Here is a 15166-nt window from a genome sequence, read left to right on the forward strand (position 1 = left end):
TGCGCGGCTGGCAGGAAATTGCCGGATATCTGGATTTCTGAGTAAAGAGCGGCTATAATGCCCGATTCACTGAAAACATCCGCAGACTCAAAGGACACTCATCATGGCATCTAAGCCAGTCAAGAAAAACCCCCGTTTGGCATCCGGCCGCAAGCGCGCCCGCCAAACCATCAAGCTGAACGCCGCCAACACCTCGCTGCGTTCCAAGTACCGTACCGCCATCAAGAACGTGGAAAAGGCTGTTGCCGCTGGCGACAAGACCAAGGCCACCGAACTGTTTGCCAAGGCGCAATCCGTGCTGGACACGATTGCCGACAAGGGCATCTTCCACAAGAACAAGGCTGCTCGCGATAAGAGCCGCATTGCTGCCAAGGTCAAGGCCCTGGCACTGGCCGCCTAAGCCCATTAGGCAATCGCACGGGCAGGATCCCCTGCCCGCCGTTTGTAACGGGTGCGCTCTCAGTGAACTAAAAAGCCGTCGCAAGACGGCTTTTTTCGTTGTATGGGCCTCTTTTGCCCACCGCCTGATCTGCATCGGCCTGCCGCCGCGCGTCCCGGATGGCGAGCCAGCCGGACGGGTTCGGCCAGCTCACGGGCCCGCCACCGGCTGAGCCCCAGCGCAACCGCGTTGACGGCCCATGGCCCAGCCGCAAAAAAGGCCTGAAACTCAGGCCTTGGTCGTGTCGCTGGAAGTGTTGGCTCCGGGCTTGCCGGGATCCACCGCCGCCTCGGGAATCAGGCAGGCGTCGGTGGTCTGCAGTCCGTTGTCGCGCGCAAAGTTCATCACGAAATCCCAGGCCATCGGCTCATGGACCTGCAGCTCGCGCTTGACGATGACGCATTTGGCGCCGTTCATCGTTGTAGGGACGCACCAGGGCGAATAGCCCAGATGGCCACCACGGCGCATACCGCCCGGACGAAACTGGCTCATCACTCCCGCGAGACGCTCCGCCCAGTCGCTGGGGCGAAAGGTCTTCCCATTCTGGGTCAGGCCCAGAATGAACACTTCTTGAGATGTTGGAGAAACCATGGGGTGGAAGCCTCTGATAGACGCCTGAGCACAGGATCACTGCCTCAGGCCAAACCCGTATTTTAACTCTTATATAAGAGATACGCACGCGCAAGGCATAAGTTCAAAACATCAAGAAATGCAAGAAACGCATAACCCTGCAGCGCATGCAGGAGCCGCCGGAACGGCCCAGCCCGGTTTTTTGCGCTCTGCAGTCTAGCCTGCGCAGAAAGGGCCGCACAGGCAGTCAGGCAGCACCGCGATTCTGTGATGCGCATTCTTCACTAGTCTGCCGCAATGCAGCCCCTAGAATGGGACTTCCGCTGGTGCCATGCCATAGGGGTATGGGGCCCAAGCGGATTTTTTGATTCTGATCCTTTTTCCGGAGATTTCCATGCAAGACACTGTCAAGCCTTCTGAGCCCCATGTGATGACTACCTATGGCCGCGTGCCGGTCGCACTGGAGCGAGGCCAGGGCGTGCGTGTGTGGGATGTCAACGGCAAGGAATACCTCGACGCGCTGGGCGGCATTGCGGTCAACACGCTGGGCCACAACCACGGCAAGCTGGTCGCTGCGCTGCACGACCAGATGACCAAGCTGATCCACACCAGCAACTACTACTATGTGCCTGGCCAGGAAAAGCTGGCGGCCCTGCTGGTCGAGCGTTCGAAGATGACCAATGTCTTCTTCTGCTCCACCGGTCTGGAGGCGAACGAGGCGTCGATCAAGATCGCGCGCAAGTACGGCGTGGACAAGGGCATCGAAAAGCCGGTGATCGTCGTGTTCGACCATGCCTTCCATGGCCGCTCGATCGCCACGATGAGCGCCACCGCCAACCCCAAGGTGCGCAACGGCTTCGGCCCCCTGCTCGACGGCTTTCTGCGTGTGCCGGCCAATGACTTCGTCGCGCTGCAGGAAGCGACCGAAGGCAACCCCAACATCGTGGGCGTGATGATGGAGCCCATCCAGGGCGAAGGCGGCCTGCACCCGATGCGCGCGGAGTTCATGAAGCAGGTGCGCGAGCTGTGCGATGCCAAGGACTGGCTGTTCATCGTTGATGAAATCCAGGCCGGTATGGGCCGCACCGGCAAGTGGTTTGCCCACCAATGGGCCGGCATCGTGCCGGATGTGATGTCGCTGGCCAAGGGCCTGGGATCGGGCGTGCCGGTGGGCGCCGTCGTTGCCGGCCCCAAGGCAGCCAAGGTGCTGCAGCCAGGCAACCACGGCACCACCTTTGGTGGCAACCCGCTGGCCATGCGTGCCGGCGTGGAAACCATTGCGATCATGGAAGAAGAAGGCCTGCTGGCCAACGCCACCCAGGTCGGCGATCACCTCAAGGCAGCGCTGAACCAGGCGCTCGCCGACACGCCCGGCTTTGTCGAAGTGCGCGGCCAGGGCCTGATGATCGGCGTGGAGCTGAACAAGCCCTGCGGCGAGCTGATCACGCGCGGCGTGCAGGAAGCCGGCCTGCTGTTCAGCGTAACCGCCGACACGGTGATCCGCATCGTGCCGCCGCTGATCCTCACCAAGGCCGAGGCCGATGAAATCGTCGCCAAGCTGGTACCGCTGGTCAAATCCTTCCTGGCAGGCCAATAAGGCCGGAAAAAGAACGCAATGAAACACTATCTGCAATTCCAGGACTTCAGCGCCGACGAATACGAATACCTGCTCAAGCGCGCCGCGCTGATCAAGCAGAAGTTCAAGGGCTATGTGACCCACCACACGCTGGCCGACCGCACCCTGGCCATGATCTTCGAGAAAGCCAGCACCCGCACGCGCGTGAGCTTTGAAGCCGGTATGTACCAGCTGGGCGGCTCGGTGGTCCACCTGACCACCGGCGACAGCCAGCTGGGCCGTGCCGAGCCGATCGAGGACAGCGCCCGCGTGATCAGCCGCATGACCGACCTGGTGATGATCCGCACCTTCGGGCAGGACAAGATCGAGCGCTTTGCGGCACATTCGCGCGTGCCGGTCATCAACGGTCTGACCAACGAGTTCCACCCCTGCCAGATCCTGGCCGACATCTTCACCTTCATCGAGCACCGCGGCTCCATCCAGGGCAAGACGGTTGCCTGGGTGGGTGATGGCAACAACATGGCCAACACCTGGCTGCAGGCGGCCAACCTGCTGGGCTTCAAGGTCCATGTCAGCACGCCCAGCGGCTATGGCATCGATGAGCAACTGGCGTTCAGCGGCCGCGCCTACGACAAAGGCTGCTACCAGCTGTTCAGCGATCCGCAGGAGGCCTGCAAGGGCGCCGACCTGGTCACCACCGACGTGTGGACCAGCATGGGCTATGAAGAGGAAAACGAAAAGCGCAAGAAGGCCTTTGCCGACTGGTGCGTGGACCTCGACATGATGGCCGTCGCCAAGAAGGACGCGCTCTTCATGCACTGCCTGCCCGCCCACCGCGGCGAAGAGGTGCAGGCCGAGGTCATCGACGGCCCGCAGTCCGTCGTCTGGGACGAGGCCGAGAACCGCATGCATGTGCAAAAGGCCTTGATGGAGTACCTGCTCATCGGCAAGCAAGGCTAGGCGGCGCTAACACAACCCTTGATACTTCGTTGCCGCGTCTTGTCGTACTAAAGTACTGCCTGCGACTCGGCGCCTCGTCTCAAGGGCCGTGTTAACGCCTTTCGGTGCCACCAATCCAGCGGCTGTTCATCGGCTGGCTGAGCCACCCCGTCCCTTCCAGATACAGCAATGCCCCGAACCTTTCGGTATCGGGGCATTGTTATTTCAGCGCCTACCAGTCAAATCAGGCAGATCAGGCAGCGGGTGCCGTCGTGCGGATCAGGTGGTCAAACGCGCTCAGCGCGGCAGTCGCGCCGGCACCTGCGGCGATGACGATCTGCTTGTACGGCACATTCGTGCAGTCACCGGCAGCGAAGACGCCAGGCAGGTTGGTGTGGCCCTTCGCATCGATCTCGATCTCGCCAAACGGGGTCAGCTGCACGGTGCCCTTGAGCCAGCCGGTGTTGGGCAGCAGGCCGATCTGCACAAAGATACCTTCCAGCGCGACGGTCTTGGTCTCATCGTTTGTGCGGTCCTTGTAGGTCAGGCCCGTCACCTTCTTGCCGTCACCGTTCACTTCGGTGGTCTGCGCATTCAGGATGACCGTCACATTGGGCAGGCTGCGCAGCTTGCGCTGCAGCACAGCGTCGGCCTTCAGCTCGGAGGCAAACTCCAGCAAGGTCACATGCTTGACCACGCCAGCCAGGTCAATGGCCGCCTCGACACCCGAGTTGCCACCACCGATCACCGCGACGGGCTTGCCCTTGAAGAGCGGGCCATCGCAGTGCGGGCAGTAGGTCACGCCCTTGGTGCGGTAGATGTCCTCGCCGGGCACATTCATGTTGCGCCAGCGCGCGCCGGTCGACAGGATCACCGTGCGGGCCTTGAGCTTGGCACCCGATTCGGTCTCGATCTCGATCAGGCCACCCGCTTGCGCCGCTGGCGTCAAGGACTTGGCGGTCTGCAGGTTCATGATGTCGACCTCGTAGTCGCGGATATGGCTCTCCATCGCCGCCGCAAACTTGGGGCCATCGGTCTTGCTGACGGAGACGAAGTTCTCGATATCGACGGTATCGAGCACCTGGCCGCCGAGGCGCTCGGCCGCAATGCCGGTGCGGATGCCCTTGCGCGCCGCATAGATCGCAGCGGCTGCGCCAGCAGGGCCACCACCGACGATCAGCACATCAAAGGCCTCCTTGGCCGAAATCTTTTGCGCTTCGCGGGCTGCGGCGCCGGTATCCACCTTGGCGACAATCTCGGCCAGCTCCATGCGGCCCTGGCCAAAACGCTGGCCATTGACGAACACGGTAGGCACACCCATGATTTCGCGTTCTTGCACTTCCTTCTGGAACAGACCACCGTCGATCGCGGTGTGCGTGATCTTGGGGTTGAGCACGGACATCAGGTTCAGCGCCTGCACGACGTCCGGGCAGTTGTGGCAGGACAGCGAGTAGAAGGTCTCGAAGTGCAGCGGCGTGTCGATGTTTTTGACCTGCTCGAGCAGCTCTGCCGATTCCTTCGACGGGTGCCCACCCACCTGCAGCAGTGCCAGCACCAGCGAGGTGAACTCATGGCCCAGCGGCACGCCAGCGAAACGCACGCCGACATCGGTGCCGGGGTTGGTGATCAGGAACGAGGGCTTGCGCACATCGGCCGCGTTGTCCTCGACCACCGAAATCTTGTCATTCAGCGCCTTGATATCGGCCAGCAGTTGGCGCACTTCATTCGACTTTTCACCGTCGTCCAGGGTCGCCACCAGCTCGACGGGCTTGGTCAAGCGCTCCAGGTAGGCTTTCAGTTGGGCTTTCATGGTGTTGTCGAGCATGGGACTTCCTTCAAACTTCTTGTGCCCAGCCTCGTGGGCTTGCAGCACTTTTCAAAAAAACAAAGCCCGGGCGCCAGGCACCCGGGCGTCTACTACGTTGGAATGGCAGCAGTTAAGAAAGGCTGATGCTGGGCTTAGATCTTGCCGACCAGGTCCAGCGAAGGAGCCAGGGTCTTTTCGCCTTCTTGCCACTTGGCAGGGCAGACTTCACCGGGGTGCGAAGCCACGTACTGGGCAGCCTTGATCTTGCGCAGCAGGTCTTCTGCATTGCGGCCAATGCCTTCAGCGGTGATTTCCATCGCCTGGATCACGCCTTCTGGATCCACGATGAAGGTGGCACGGTCTGCCAGGCCCTGGCCTTCGCGCAGGCAGTCAAAGTTCTGGCTGATCTGCCAGGTAGGGTCACCCAGCATGGTGTACTTGATCTTGGCGATGGTGTCCGAGGTGTCGTGCCATGCCTTGTGCACGAAGTGGGTGTCGGTCGACACGGAATAGACTTCCACGCCCAGCTTTTGCAGTTCTGCGTAGTGGTCAGCCACGTCGCCCAGTTCGGTCGGGCACACGAAGGTGAAGTCAGCAGGGTAGAAGAAGAACACAGCCCACTTGCCCAGGACGTCTTTTTCGGTCACTTCGATGAACTTGCCATCCTTGAAGGCTTGCGTCGTGAAAGGCTTGATCTTGCTGTTGAGTACGGACATGGTTGTTTCCTTCTGTTGAGTAAAAACGATTGACAGGAGTCAGTGTAGAAACTTCTTAATAATTGATCAACTCAATTAAAATAATCATTTCAATTTAAACAAACTATTATCTAAATGCTGACCCAAGGCAGATTGTTATATGCGGGCTGAAGCAGATATTGCAAGTCTGAGCCCGCCCTGCGCCTTTATTGCTGCAAACTTATCACAGCGCCATGACAGCGCAGTTGCGCTGCAGCAAGCCGCATCATGCAAGCAAGGGCGCTGCGGCGTCAAATGAGAACACGACTCAGCCTTACACGCAGCCAGAGCAAAAGCACGGGGGATAAGCGCTGCCCGGTTTGGTTGCTTGACCTTTCGCAAGGACAATAGTCCCAATCCCCGTCATTCACACAAGAGAAGGAGCCCACCATGAAAGGCGATCCCAAGGCCATCGGTTTTCTGCAGGCGCAGCTGAAGAACGAACTCACCGCCATCAACCAGTACTTTCTGCACTACCGCATGTACAAGCACTGGGGCCTGGACAAGCTGGCCAAGAAGGAATACGAGGAATCCATCGGTGAGATGAAGCATGCGGACTGGCTGATGGACCGCATCTTCATGCTCGATGGACTGCCCAACCTGCAGGATCTGGGCAAGCTGCAGATCGGTGAAGACGTGCCCGAAGCGCTGGCCTGCGACCTGCGTCTGGAGCAAGCAGCACAGGCGACCATCAAGGACGGCATCGCCCATTGCGAAAGCGTGCGCGACTATGTTTCGCGCGATCTGCTGCAAAAGATCCTGGACGACACCGAAGAGCACATCGATTTTCTGGAAACCCAGCTGGACCTGGTGGACAAGGTCGGCATCCAGAATTACCTGCAGTCCATCATGGGCGAGGTCGAATAAACGACGACGCCAGCAACTCCCTCTCAAAAAGGACCTTCGGGTCCTTTTTTGTTGTATCTGCCGCACAAACCTGGTTCGATAGAAGGTTAAACAATAATCATTCACAACTTCAATTACACTGCGCCTTCATCTTTTTTCGCACGCCAGCATCGTTTGTTCACCGGTGCCAGCCAGCGCCCCGGGTCACCCCCTCACTGCCATGCTGCGTGCCTGCCCATCCCTTCGCCTTGCGGTCCACCAGGCCGCACCGGCTTGCGTTGGATGCCCTTGCATCTACCGCGCAGCCTACCCGCATCGCAGTGGCCGGACCCGGTCAGCCCTCGCGCCGTCCTCGTCGGCGCCCCTGTTTTTCCGCGTTCAACACCCGCTCACCATGTCTGACACCCTGATCTCCGCTGCCGCGCCGCGTGCGCTGCATACCGCATTGCACACGGCCCTGTGGGCCGCCCTGGCCTGCTGGGGCAGCAACGCGCTGGCGCAAACCGACCAGCCCGCACCGGCAGCCGCTGCGGAAACCACGTTGGCGCCCATTACCGTGCAGGGCGCCACAGAGGCCGAAACAGCCACCGGCCCGGTCAAGGGCTTTGTTGCCAAACGTGCCATCTCCGCCACCAAGACCGATACCCCGCTGATCGAGACACCACAGGCCATCAGCGTCGTGACCCGCGACCAGATCGACGCCCAGGGTGTGACAACGCTGCGCGAAACCACGCGCTACGCGGCGGGCATCAACTCCAGCTATTTCGACAACCGGGTCGACAGCTTCAAGGCCCGGGGCGGCGATGTCAGCCAGTACCAGGATGGGCTGCTGCGCACTTACGGCACCTACAACAACATCAAGGTCGAGCCCTACACCTTGGAGCGGGTTGAGTTTCTGCGTGGCCCTTCGTCGGTGCTCTATGGCCAGGGCAGCGTGGGCGGCGTGCTCAACCTGACCAGCAAGCGCCCGCTGGACCAGCCCCAGCGCGAAGTGCAGCTGCAGCTGGGCAGCCATAGCCGCAAGCAGATTGCCAGCGACATCACCGGCCCCATCGACGAAGACGGCCGCTGGCTCTACCGCCTGGTGGCCGTGGGCCGGGACAGCAACACCCAGGTCGACCATGTCAAGGACGACCGCCTGGTGATTGCACCGTCCCTGACTTTCAAGCCCTTTGCCGGTACCTCGCTGACCCTGCAGGCCATGTACCACAAGGACAAGAGCGGCTCGATCACCCAGTTCTTCCCCTGGCAGGGCACGCGCCTGCCCGGCCCCTACGGCCAGATTCCCACCAACACTTTCATCAGCGAGCCGAGCTTTGACAAGTACGACTCCGAGAACAAGTCCTTCGGCTACCTGTTCAGCCACCAGTTGAACGACCACTGGACCTTGCGCCAGAACCTGCGCCGCACCACCAGCGAGGTGGACTACCGCACGCTCTACACCAGCTTTGCCGCCAACGCCGCCACCGGCCGCCCGGCCCGCCCGGTGTTCGATGCCGATGGCCGCACCGTGCAGCGCGATGCCGTCTGGCAGATCAACGGCGGCCGCATGCTGCTGGTCGATACCCAGCTGGAAGGCAAGCTGCAGACTGGCGATGTGCAGCACACCGTGCTGGCCGGCATGGACTGGCAGCGCAATACCACAAGCCAGGCGAGCTGGCGCGCGCTGGGCACACCGCTCGATGTCTACAACCCCGTCTACGGCTCGTTCACGCCGCCCACGGCATCGCAGTTGGTGGAGGCGCCCAATGTCTCGCAGCGCCAGCTCGGTTTTTACCTGCAGGACCAGCTGCGCTGGGGCGACTGGACGGCCACGGCCGGCCTGCGCCGCGACCATGCCAAGACAGAGACCGAAGGCCGGCCCGCAGCCGCTGCCGATGATTCGGCCTGGACCAAGCGCGTCGGCCTGACCTACCAGGCCGGTGGCGGCTGGGCGCCTTACGTCAGCTATACCGAGTCCTTCCAGCCGCTGGGCGGCGTGGACTTTTACGGCACGCCCTACAAGCCGCAGCGTGGCAAGCAGGTGGAGGCGGGTGTGAAATGGATCCCCGAAGGCAAGGGCATCTCCGGCTATGCGGCCGTCTACAGCCTGCGTGAGCAAAACCGCAAGACCAATGACCCGGCCAACCCGCTCAACAGCCTGCAGCTGGGCGAGGTCAAAACCCAGGGCTTTGAAGCCGAGATGACCGCCAGCCTGGCCAAAAGCTGGGACTGGACCGTCGCCTATGCCTATACCGACGCCAAGATCAGCCGCAGCAATGCGGGCGACCAGGGCCAGCGCGTGGCCGCCGTCTCTCGCCATATGGCATCGAGCTGGCTGATGCACCGCTTTGCCAGCCAGGGGCGCGGCGGCTGGAGCGTCGGCGCCGGCATGCGCTACACCGGCTCGCAGTGGTCGGGCACCAGCGCCATCGACACGCCCTCGTCGCTGCTGACCGATGCCATGGTGGCCTACGACAGCGGTGACTGGCGTCTGGCCTTCCATGCCAACAACCTCACCGACAAGGTCGTGATCACGCAGTGCCTGTCACGCGGGGATTGCTTCTACGGCGAGCGCCGCAACTTTCTGCTGACCGCGACCTACCGCTACTGATCGCCACCGGTCAGCTCGGATCGCGGGCTGCGGAATGCCCGCCAGAGAGCGGAAAAAAAAAGGCTGCGGTGACAACCGCAGCCTTTTGCCTTGTGGGCCCGCCGAAAAATCAGGCAGCCACCGGCTCCGTGGTCGCCAGAAAATCCTGCCCGATACGGCCACCCAGCGCATGCACCCGCTCCAGAAAGCGCACCAGGAAGGCATGCAGGCCGGTGGCCAGCAGCTCATCGATGCGGCCGTATTGCAGCTCGGCCAGCAGCAGACCGGCCTGGCGCTGGGTTTCGGCCGAATGGTCGTTGGCAACGGCCTCCAGAATCTGCACCACCTCGTACATGCTGGCATGCAGCGAGCGCGGCATGTCGCGTCGCAGGATCAGCATCTCGGCCACGCGCTCGGGCGTGATCACATTGCGGTAGACCTTGCGGTAGACCTCAAAGGCCGAGACGCTGCGCAAGATCGCGCTCCAGTGGTAGAAGTCCGACGGCTGGCTGCCTTTGCCCGGCTGGTAGGAGCCATGGTAGTCATTCTTGACCGCATGGAAGCGCACATCCAGCAGGCGGGCGGTGTTGTCGGCCCGCTCGATGAAGGTGCCCAGGCGCAGGAACAGAAACGCATCGTCCTGCAGCATCGTGCCCGACACGACGCCGCGCGACAGGTGCGAGCGCAGCTTCACCCATTCGAAAAACTTGGCCGGGTCGTTCTCGAACTTCTTGGCCTTGAACAAGCGGTTCACATCGAGCCAGGTCGCGTTCAGGGTCTCCCAGGCTTCGGTGGTCAGCGCGCCGCGCACGGCACGCGCATTCTCGCGCGCGGCCAGCAGGCAGCTGTAGATCGACGAGGTGTTGGTCTCGTCGCGCACCATGAAGTGCAGCACCCCATCGAGGGTGATCTCGTCATGGCGCTCATAATAGGCAGGCAGCAGCTCGCTGATGGACAGCACGCTTTGCCAGGCCTTGGTCGCCGCAGAGACGGTCTGCGGCAGCATCGAGGTCTCGTAGCTCACATTGAGCATGCGGGCAGTGTTTTCCGCCCGCTCGGTGTAGCGGGACATCCAGTAGAGGTGGTCGGCGGTTCGGCTCAACATAGTGACATTCTTTCGCTAGGCAGATGGAGGGTTTTCAATCAGGAAGCTCCGGGAGCTCACTGCTGCATCCCATCCCATTCGCTGTAATCGTCCTCCGGGCCACGCAGCACCCAGGTGTCCTTGGTGCCACCGCCTTGCGAGGAGTTGACCACCAGCGAGCCATCCTTGAGCGCCACGCGCGTGAGGCCGCCGGGCACCATCTGCACATCCTTGCCACTGAGCACAAAGGGCCGCAGATCGATATGGCGCGGCGCGATGCCGCTTTCGACATAGGTGGGGCTGCTCGACAGGCTCAAGGTCGGCTGGGCAATATAGCCATTGGGCTTGGCCTTGAGCACGGCGCGGAAGGCCTCGATCTCGGCGCGGGTGGAGGCGGGGCCGATCAGCATGCCGTAGCCGCCGGCGCCATGCACTTCCTTGACCACCAGCTCGTCGAGGTGGTCCAGCACATAGGCCAGGTCATCGGGCTTGCGGCACATCCAGGTCGGCACGTTCTTCAGGATCGCTTCTTCTCCGAGGTAGAAGCGGATCATCGCCGGCACATAGGGGTAGACCGATTTGTCATCGGCCACGCCGGTGCCCACCGCATTGCAGATGGCCACATTCCCCTTGCGGTAGGCGCGCATCAGGCCGGCACAACCCAGGGTGGAATTGGGGCGGAAGACCTGGGGATCGAGAAAGTCGTCATCGACCCGGCGGTAGATCACATCCACGCGCTGCAGGCCCTGTGTGGTGCGCATGTACACGATGTCATCGCGCACCAGCAGGTCCTGGCCTTCGACCAACTCCACGCCCATCTGCTGGGCGAGGAAGGCATGCTCAAAATAGGCGCTGTTGTACATGCCCGGTGTCAGCACTACCACGGTCGGGTTGTTGGCCGCTTGGTTGGGGGCGCTGGCACGCAAGGTGTCCAGCAGCAGATCCGGGTAATGGGCCACCGGGGCCACTGCGTGGCTGCTGAACAGGCCGGGGAAGAGGCGCATCATCATGCGGCGGTTTTCCAGCATGTATGACACGCCGGACGGCACCCGCAGGTTGTCTTCGAGCACATAGTAGGTGCCGCTGCCGTCGGCCTCGGCCGCACGCACGATATCGATGCCTGCGATGTGCGCATAGGTGTCGAGCGGCACATGCACGCCCCGCATCTCGGGCCGGTACTGGCTGTTCTCCAGCACCAGATCGCGCGGAATGATGCCGGCTTTCAGAATTTCCTGGTCATGGTAGACATCGTGGATGAAGCGGTTGAGGGCGGCAACGCGCTGCACCAGGCCCTTTTGCATCTGTGACCACTCGTGCGAGGGGATGATGCGCGGGATCAGGTCAAACGGAATCAGGCGTTCGGTGCCCGAGCCATCTTCGTCCTTTTCTCCGTAGACCGCGAAGGTGATCCCCACGCGGCGGAATATCAGTTCGGCCTCCTCCCGCAAGGCCTGCATCTTCTCAAAAGGCTGCTGCTGCAGCCATTTGGCATAGCTTTGGTAGTGCGCTCTTTCGGCACCTGCTGCATAAGGCAGGCCCTGGTACATCTCGTCGAACTTTTGCATCGCAGAATCCCTTTCTGGCACCAGCAGCTTAGCAAGTTTCAGGCCACCCAAAGATAAGTACTAACCTTCATCAAGAATTAGGGGCTGATTTGTTTTGTTTATATCCAATGTCCTACGCGTTGGGCCCAGTTCGGCAGCCTCGTGGCGCCAATAGCGGGGCCGTTTTTGCCGCTCGCATACCAGTGTCTCCGGCTGGTCCGAACGCCAGTATGCGGCACCGCAATGCACGGTGTTGCGCAGCACTATCTGCATCTGCCGGTAACGCTGCCGCACCGCGGCCGCCGGGTGCCTGAAGCGGTTGCGGTAGCCCGTCTGCGCCACCACCCAGCGCGGCCGCACCGCCGCCAGCAGCGGCTGCGTGGACGAGGTATTGCTGCCATGGTGCGGCCTCACAGGGTGGAATCCAATGGAAATAGTGTCGTTTTCCATACTGAACGCCCAATGAGCGACAATCTAAAAATAAGTAGCTCCCCGCATTAATCCCGCACCCAGTCCCGCACATGGCATACATCAGAAAATTCCGCAACGGATGGCGAGCCGAAGTCCAGAAGCATGGCGAACGTAAAAGCAAGGTCTTCGAGACAAAGCGCGATGCACAAAAGTGGGCGCTAGAGACAGAGGCCCAGCTTGATGCCGCCAATGGGTCTGAGGGCATGACCTTCGGCCAAGCTGCAGAAAAGTATCTGGCTACCGTAGTCCCCGAGAAAGCTGCTAGCGCTATGGATTGGGAGAGAAGCCGGATTGCCGAGATGCTGGAGTTCTTCGGCCCAAACACTCCACTTGTGCAAATCACCTCAATCAGGCTCGGAGAGTGGCGGGACGAACGGCAGAGGCACGTTAGCGGCTCCACAGTCATCCGACAATTCAGCATACTCCGCAGCCTCTTCAGAACGGCAACAATCGAATGGAAAGTGCTTTCCAGCAATCCTTGCGAAGGGGTGCGAATGCCAGAGCACAACCCCGCTCGCCATCAGCTTTGGGAATGGCAGCTAATTAAGCGCGTACTTCGCTCCCAGCGCGAAGGGAGGATGCTTGAAGTAGTCCACGCTTTCCACATCGCCCTGCACACCGGGATGCGTCTCAACGAGATATTGGCAGCAAAGGTAGTTGGCCGGGTTGCAATCCTCGAAAGGGATAAGAACAGCGGCAAGGCGTCGGCACCAGTTAAAGTCCCTTTGGCCCGAAAAGGCGCGGCTCTTTTCAAGCTGTATCAGCCGTTCACAATAAGCCCTGACCACGCAAGCGCGATGTTCTCAAGGCTTACACGAGAGCTACTGATTGAAGACCTTACGTTTCATGACAGTAGAGCCAGCGCCCTCACATGGCTATCTAGACGAGTCGATGTAATGACGCTTGCCAGGATCAGTAGACACAAGAACCTAAAAATTCTGATGGAAACCTACTATCGCGAGTCGATAGAAGACATAGCCGCAAGAATCTGAAACAAAAAAATAGCCTCCCCAGTGCCGCGATGGCGCCGGGGAGGCTCTTTCTATTTCTGGCTGCAGGCCTGGTCGCTGTTGTCACCGCTCAGCCGGCGCTCGATGTTCACTTGGTCGCACAGCGCGGCTACTTCGGCATCCCGTCGCTTAAGGTCGCCTCCGAGGCTTGCGACCACGCCGAGGCCTTCTGCAAGCTGGCGGTCGAGGGCTGCGGCTTTATCTGCAAGATCGCTGCGGGCAGCGGCGTCGGCTTGGGCTTGCGCACGATAAGTGGCGGCTCGGCTGTCGGTGTCACGGTGCAGGCGCTCAGCGCGGGCAAGCTCAGCGCGCACATCCACAGCAATGCCAGTTTTGAGGTTCGCCAGTCGGTCGGCGTTGTAGATCGTGTCTTCGGCATGCTTGCTCTCCTTGATGGCGGTTTGGGTTTCATCGGTGCGGGCGGCTTTGGCGCGGGTGGCCGCGCCCTGGGCCTGCTCAGTGCGCAGCTCGGCGATGGTCTTGCTGGCCAGCCAGCCTTTGACCACCCATCCTGTGGAGAAGGCCAGTGCAGCTATGACGGCGGCCAGGATGAGTTTGATCTGCAGGGTCATAAGCCGGCCTCGCAGATCTCGCCGTTGGCATCGCCGCGGATCTGCAGGCCTGGCAGCACCACAGATACCCCATTGACCGTGCCGCGATTCCAGCGCGGGTTCTCGCGGCATGCGCCCACCACATCACCGGCATTGGCCATGCGCAGTAAGGTCGAGGTGTACAGCGCACCCTCCCCCTTGTTGTGGATGAAGTCGATGAACACTGCTTGCTGAAGCGGGGTGTAGGTGGTCCAGAGACGGAACATACCCATGGCAGTGCGCTCGGCTGCCAGGTAGCGGCTGCGTTCGAGCGCGTAGCAGTCGGCCGGCGTGTAGTACCGGCCAGCCACCACGGCGCGGCCCGTGATGCCGTTGCAGACGGTCAGCGGCTGGCCCTTGCCCAGCTTGTCAACGTAGGGTGTGCCAATGTGGCGGTAGCTGCTCTCGTAGTAGCTGCCCATCACCATGGCGATCTTGACCGCCTGGGATGTGCCGGCATCAGCGGCCACAGCCTGGATGTACTGGTTTTGCTCGGCCATGGCCTGGGCGGCGATCTTGTCGCGCTCTGCGACCACGTAGCCGCCGGCTCCTGCAGTCAGGATGGCCAGGGCCATCAGGCCAGAACGCAGCGCGTCTGGGATCTTGCTCATTGCTCCGCCTCCAACTTCCCGAGGTCGGTATCTTGGTGGTAGATCGGCCGACCAGATGCGCGCATCAAAGACATGCGCAGTTCTCGCTCTGCCTTTCTCTCGATCACTTCGGCGCGCTGTCGCTCATCCCGGCGCCAAGCCCAATACTGGCCGAAGATCAGACCCAATAGGCCCACAACGGCGCCGACCACAATACCCATTTCAGACAGAGACATTCCGCTGGCAACTGCAGTAGCTGCCCCTCCATAAACTGCTGTTTTCCCGGCGACGATTCCTGCGCTTTCCATTGAATTGCTCATCCTCTGGCCCCTTAAATATGAAAACCCGCCGAAGCGGGTTGTGTTGTGTGTTGTGGCGAGGGTTACAAGGTCTC

Annotated in this window: 15 protein-coding genes; 6 read left to right on the top strand and 9 right to left on the bottom strand. The window is 61.2% G+C overall.

The genetic code is table 11. From position 1 onward, the window contains the following. Positions 1-103: 103 nt before the first annotated feature. Positions 104-400 carry a 30S ribosomal protein S20 gene (gene rpsT, locus ACCQ08_RS22000; protein WP_021025539.1) on the top strand — a complete coding sequence of 99 codons (297 nt, stop codon included), beginning with the start codon at positions 104-106 and terminating at the stop codon, positions 398-400. Positions 401-667: 267 nt separating this feature from the next. Here rpsT and ACCQ08_RS22005 read toward each other — a convergent pair whose 3' ends face one another. Next, complete coding sequence (locus ACCQ08_RS22005; protein ID WP_239809006.1) at positions 668-1030, bottom strand: DUF3579 domain-containing protein; 363 nt, start codon at positions 1028-1030, stop codon at positions 668-670. Between the two features lie 373 nt (positions 1031-1403). Here ACCQ08_RS22005 and ACCQ08_RS22010 point away from each other — a divergent pair, with 373 nt between their 5' ends. Together ACCQ08_RS22010 and argF are read left to right on the top strand one after the other, a co-directional pair. After that, positions 1404-2606 carry an aspartate aminotransferase family protein gene (locus ACCQ08_RS22010; RefSeq protein WP_239809007.1) on the top strand — a complete coding sequence of 401 codons (1203 nt, stop codon included), beginning with the start codon at positions 1404-1406 and terminating at the stop codon, positions 2604-2606. A gap of 18 nt (positions 2607-2624) precedes the next feature. Next, positions 2625-3545 carry an ornithine carbamoyltransferase gene (gene argF, locus ACCQ08_RS22015; RefSeq protein WP_239809008.1) on the top strand — a complete coding sequence of 307 codons (921 nt, stop codon included), beginning with the start codon at positions 2625-2627 and terminating at the stop codon, positions 3543-3545. 232 nt (positions 3546-3777) lie between these two features. On the opposite strand, the gene ahpF is transcribed toward argF, so the two are convergent. Both ahpF and ahpC read right to left on the bottom strand, forming a co-directional pair. Continuing rightward, a complete protein-coding gene (gene ahpF / locus ACCQ08_RS22020) occupies positions 3778-5349 on the bottom strand; it encodes an alkyl hydroperoxide reductase subunit F (RefSeq protein WP_373450997.1) in 1572 nt (523 codons plus the stop codon). Between the two features lie 134 nt (positions 5350-5483). After that, complete coding sequence (gene ahpC, locus ACCQ08_RS22025) at positions 5484-6047, bottom strand: alkyl hydroperoxide reductase subunit C (protein ID WP_239809010.1); 564 nt, start codon at positions 6045-6047, stop codon at positions 5484-5486. A 408-nt stretch (positions 6048-6455) separates the two neighbouring features. Here ahpC and bfr point away from each other — a divergent pair, with 408 nt between their 5' ends. Then, entirely contained in the window at positions 6456-6932 is a 477-nt protein-coding gene (bfr, locus tag ACCQ08_RS22030; RefSeq protein ID WP_230774696.1) for a bacterioferritin, read from the top strand. 373 nt (positions 6933-7305) lie between these two features. Then, positions 7306-9504 (top strand): TonB-dependent siderophore receptor, encoded by a 2199-nt coding sequence (locus ACCQ08_RS22035; protein WP_373450998.1) that lies wholly within the window; start codon positions 7306-7308, stop codon positions 9502-9504. Positions 9505-9613: 109 nt separating this feature from the next. Here the strand turns inward: ACCQ08_RS22035 and ACCQ08_RS22040 are convergent, their stop codons facing one another. From ACCQ08_RS22040 to ACCQ08_RS22050, 3 genes are read right to left on the bottom strand one after another with little or no spacing between them, the layout of a single operon-like run. Further along, positions 9614-10588, bottom strand: a complete 975-nt coding sequence (locus ACCQ08_RS22040; protein ID WP_239809012.1) for an alpha-E domain-containing protein — start codon at positions 10586-10588, stop codon at positions 9614-9616. Positions 10589-10644: 56 nt separating this feature from the next. Next, entirely contained in the window at positions 10645-12132 is a 1488-nt protein-coding gene (locus ACCQ08_RS22045) for a circularly permuted type 2 ATP-grasp protein (RefSeq protein WP_239809013.1), read from the bottom strand. 60 nt (positions 12133-12192) lie between these two features. Beyond that, entirely contained in the window at positions 12193-12561 is a 369-nt protein-coding gene (locus ACCQ08_RS22050) for a hypothetical protein (protein ID WP_373450999.1), read from the bottom strand. Positions 12562-12632: 71 nt separating this feature from the next. On the opposite strand from ACCQ08_RS22050, the gene ACCQ08_RS22055 reads away from it, so the two are divergent. Beyond that, the gene (locus tag ACCQ08_RS22055) at positions 12633-13574 is read left to right on the top strand and encodes a tyrosine-type recombinase/integrase (protein ID WP_373451000.1); all 942 of its coding nucleotides are present in this window, start codon (positions 12633-12635) and stop codon (positions 13572-13574) included. A gap of 50 nt (positions 13575-13624) precedes the next feature. Here the strand turns inward: ACCQ08_RS22055 and ACCQ08_RS22060 are convergent, their stop codons facing one another. The 3 genes from ACCQ08_RS22060 to ACCQ08_RS22070 form a co-directional block, all read right to left on the bottom strand. Then, entirely contained in the window at positions 13625-14164 is a 540-nt protein-coding gene (locus tag ACCQ08_RS22060; RefSeq protein WP_373451001.1) for a hypothetical protein, read from the bottom strand. Beyond that, on the bottom strand, positions 14161-14793 hold the full coding sequence (locus ACCQ08_RS22065) for a glycoside hydrolase family protein (protein ID WP_373451002.1): 633 nt from the start codon (positions 14791-14793) through the stop codon (positions 14161-14163). Before ACCQ08_RS22065 ends, ACCQ08_RS22060 begins: the two co-directional genes overlap by 4 nt. After that, a partial coding sequence (locus ACCQ08_RS22070) for a hypothetical protein (RefSeq protein WP_373451003.1) occupies positions 14790-15166 on the bottom strand: 377 nt, incomplete at its 5' end. The genes ACCQ08_RS22065 and ACCQ08_RS22070, both read right to left, overlap by 4 nt.

It is taken from the genome of Comamonas sp. SY3 (genome assembly GCF_041730275.1).
In the GTDB taxonomy this organism is placed as follows: domain Bacteria; phylum Pseudomonadota; class Gammaproteobacteria; order Burkholderiales; family Burkholderiaceae_C; genus Comamonas; species Comamonas sediminis.

What these genes read in the sequence shown, in the direction of transcription:
- bfr (WP_230774696.1), top strand. Translation starts at nt 6,456, where the DNA reads ATGAAAGGCGATCCCAAGGCCATCGGTTTTCTGCAGGCGCAGCTGAAG.
- ACCQ08_RS22005 (WP_239809006.1), bottom strand. Translation starts at nt 1,030, where the DNA reads ATGGTTTCTCCAACATCTCAAGAAGTGTTCATTCTGGGCCTGACCCAG.
- ACCQ08_RS22050 (WP_373450999.1), bottom strand. Translation starts at nt 12,561, where the DNA reads ATGGAAAACGACACTATTTCCATTGGATTCCACCCTGTGAGGCCGCAC.
- argF (WP_239809008.1), top strand. Translation starts at nt 2,625, where the DNA reads ATGAAACACTATCTGCAATTCCAGGACTTCAGCGCCGACGAATACGAA.
- ACCQ08_RS22010 (WP_239809007.1), top strand. Translation starts at nt 1,404, where the DNA reads ATGCAAGACACTGTCAAGCCTTCTGAGCCCCATGTGATGACTACCTAT.
- ACCQ08_RS22040 (WP_239809012.1), bottom strand. Translation starts at nt 10,588, where the DNA reads ATGTTGAGCCGAACCGCCGACCACCTCTACTGGATGTCCCGCTACACC.
- ACCQ08_RS22055 (WP_373451000.1), top strand. Translation starts at nt 12,633, where the DNA reads ATGGCATACATCAGAAAATTCCGCAACGGATGGCGAGCCGAAGTCCAG.
- ahpF (WP_373450997.1), bottom strand. Translation starts at nt 5,349, where the DNA reads ATGCTCGACAACACCATGAAAGCCCAACTGAAAGCCTACCTGGAGCGC.
- ACCQ08_RS22065 (WP_373451002.1), bottom strand. Translation starts at nt 14,793, where the DNA reads ATGAGCAAGATCCCAGACGCGCTGCGTTCTGGCCTGATGGCCCTGGCC.
- ahpC (WP_239809010.1), bottom strand. Translation starts at nt 6,047, where the DNA reads ATGTCCGTACTCAACAGCAAGATCAAGCCTTTCACGACGCAAGCCTTC.
- ACCQ08_RS22060 (WP_373451001.1), bottom strand. Translation starts at nt 14,164, where the DNA reads ATGACCCTGCAGATCAAACTCATCCTGGCCGCCGTCATAGCTGCACTG.
- ACCQ08_RS22045 (WP_239809013.1), bottom strand. Translation starts at nt 12,132, where the DNA reads ATGCAAAAGTTCGACGAGATGTACCAGGGCCTGCCTTATGCAGCAGGT.
- rpsT (WP_021025539.1), top strand. Translation starts at nt 104, where the DNA reads ATGGCATCTAAGCCAGTCAAGAAAAACCCCCGTTTGGCATCCGGCCGC.
- ACCQ08_RS22035 (WP_373450998.1), top strand. Translation starts at nt 7,306, where the DNA reads ATGTCTGACACCCTGATCTCCGCTGCCGCGCCGCGTGCGCTGCATACC.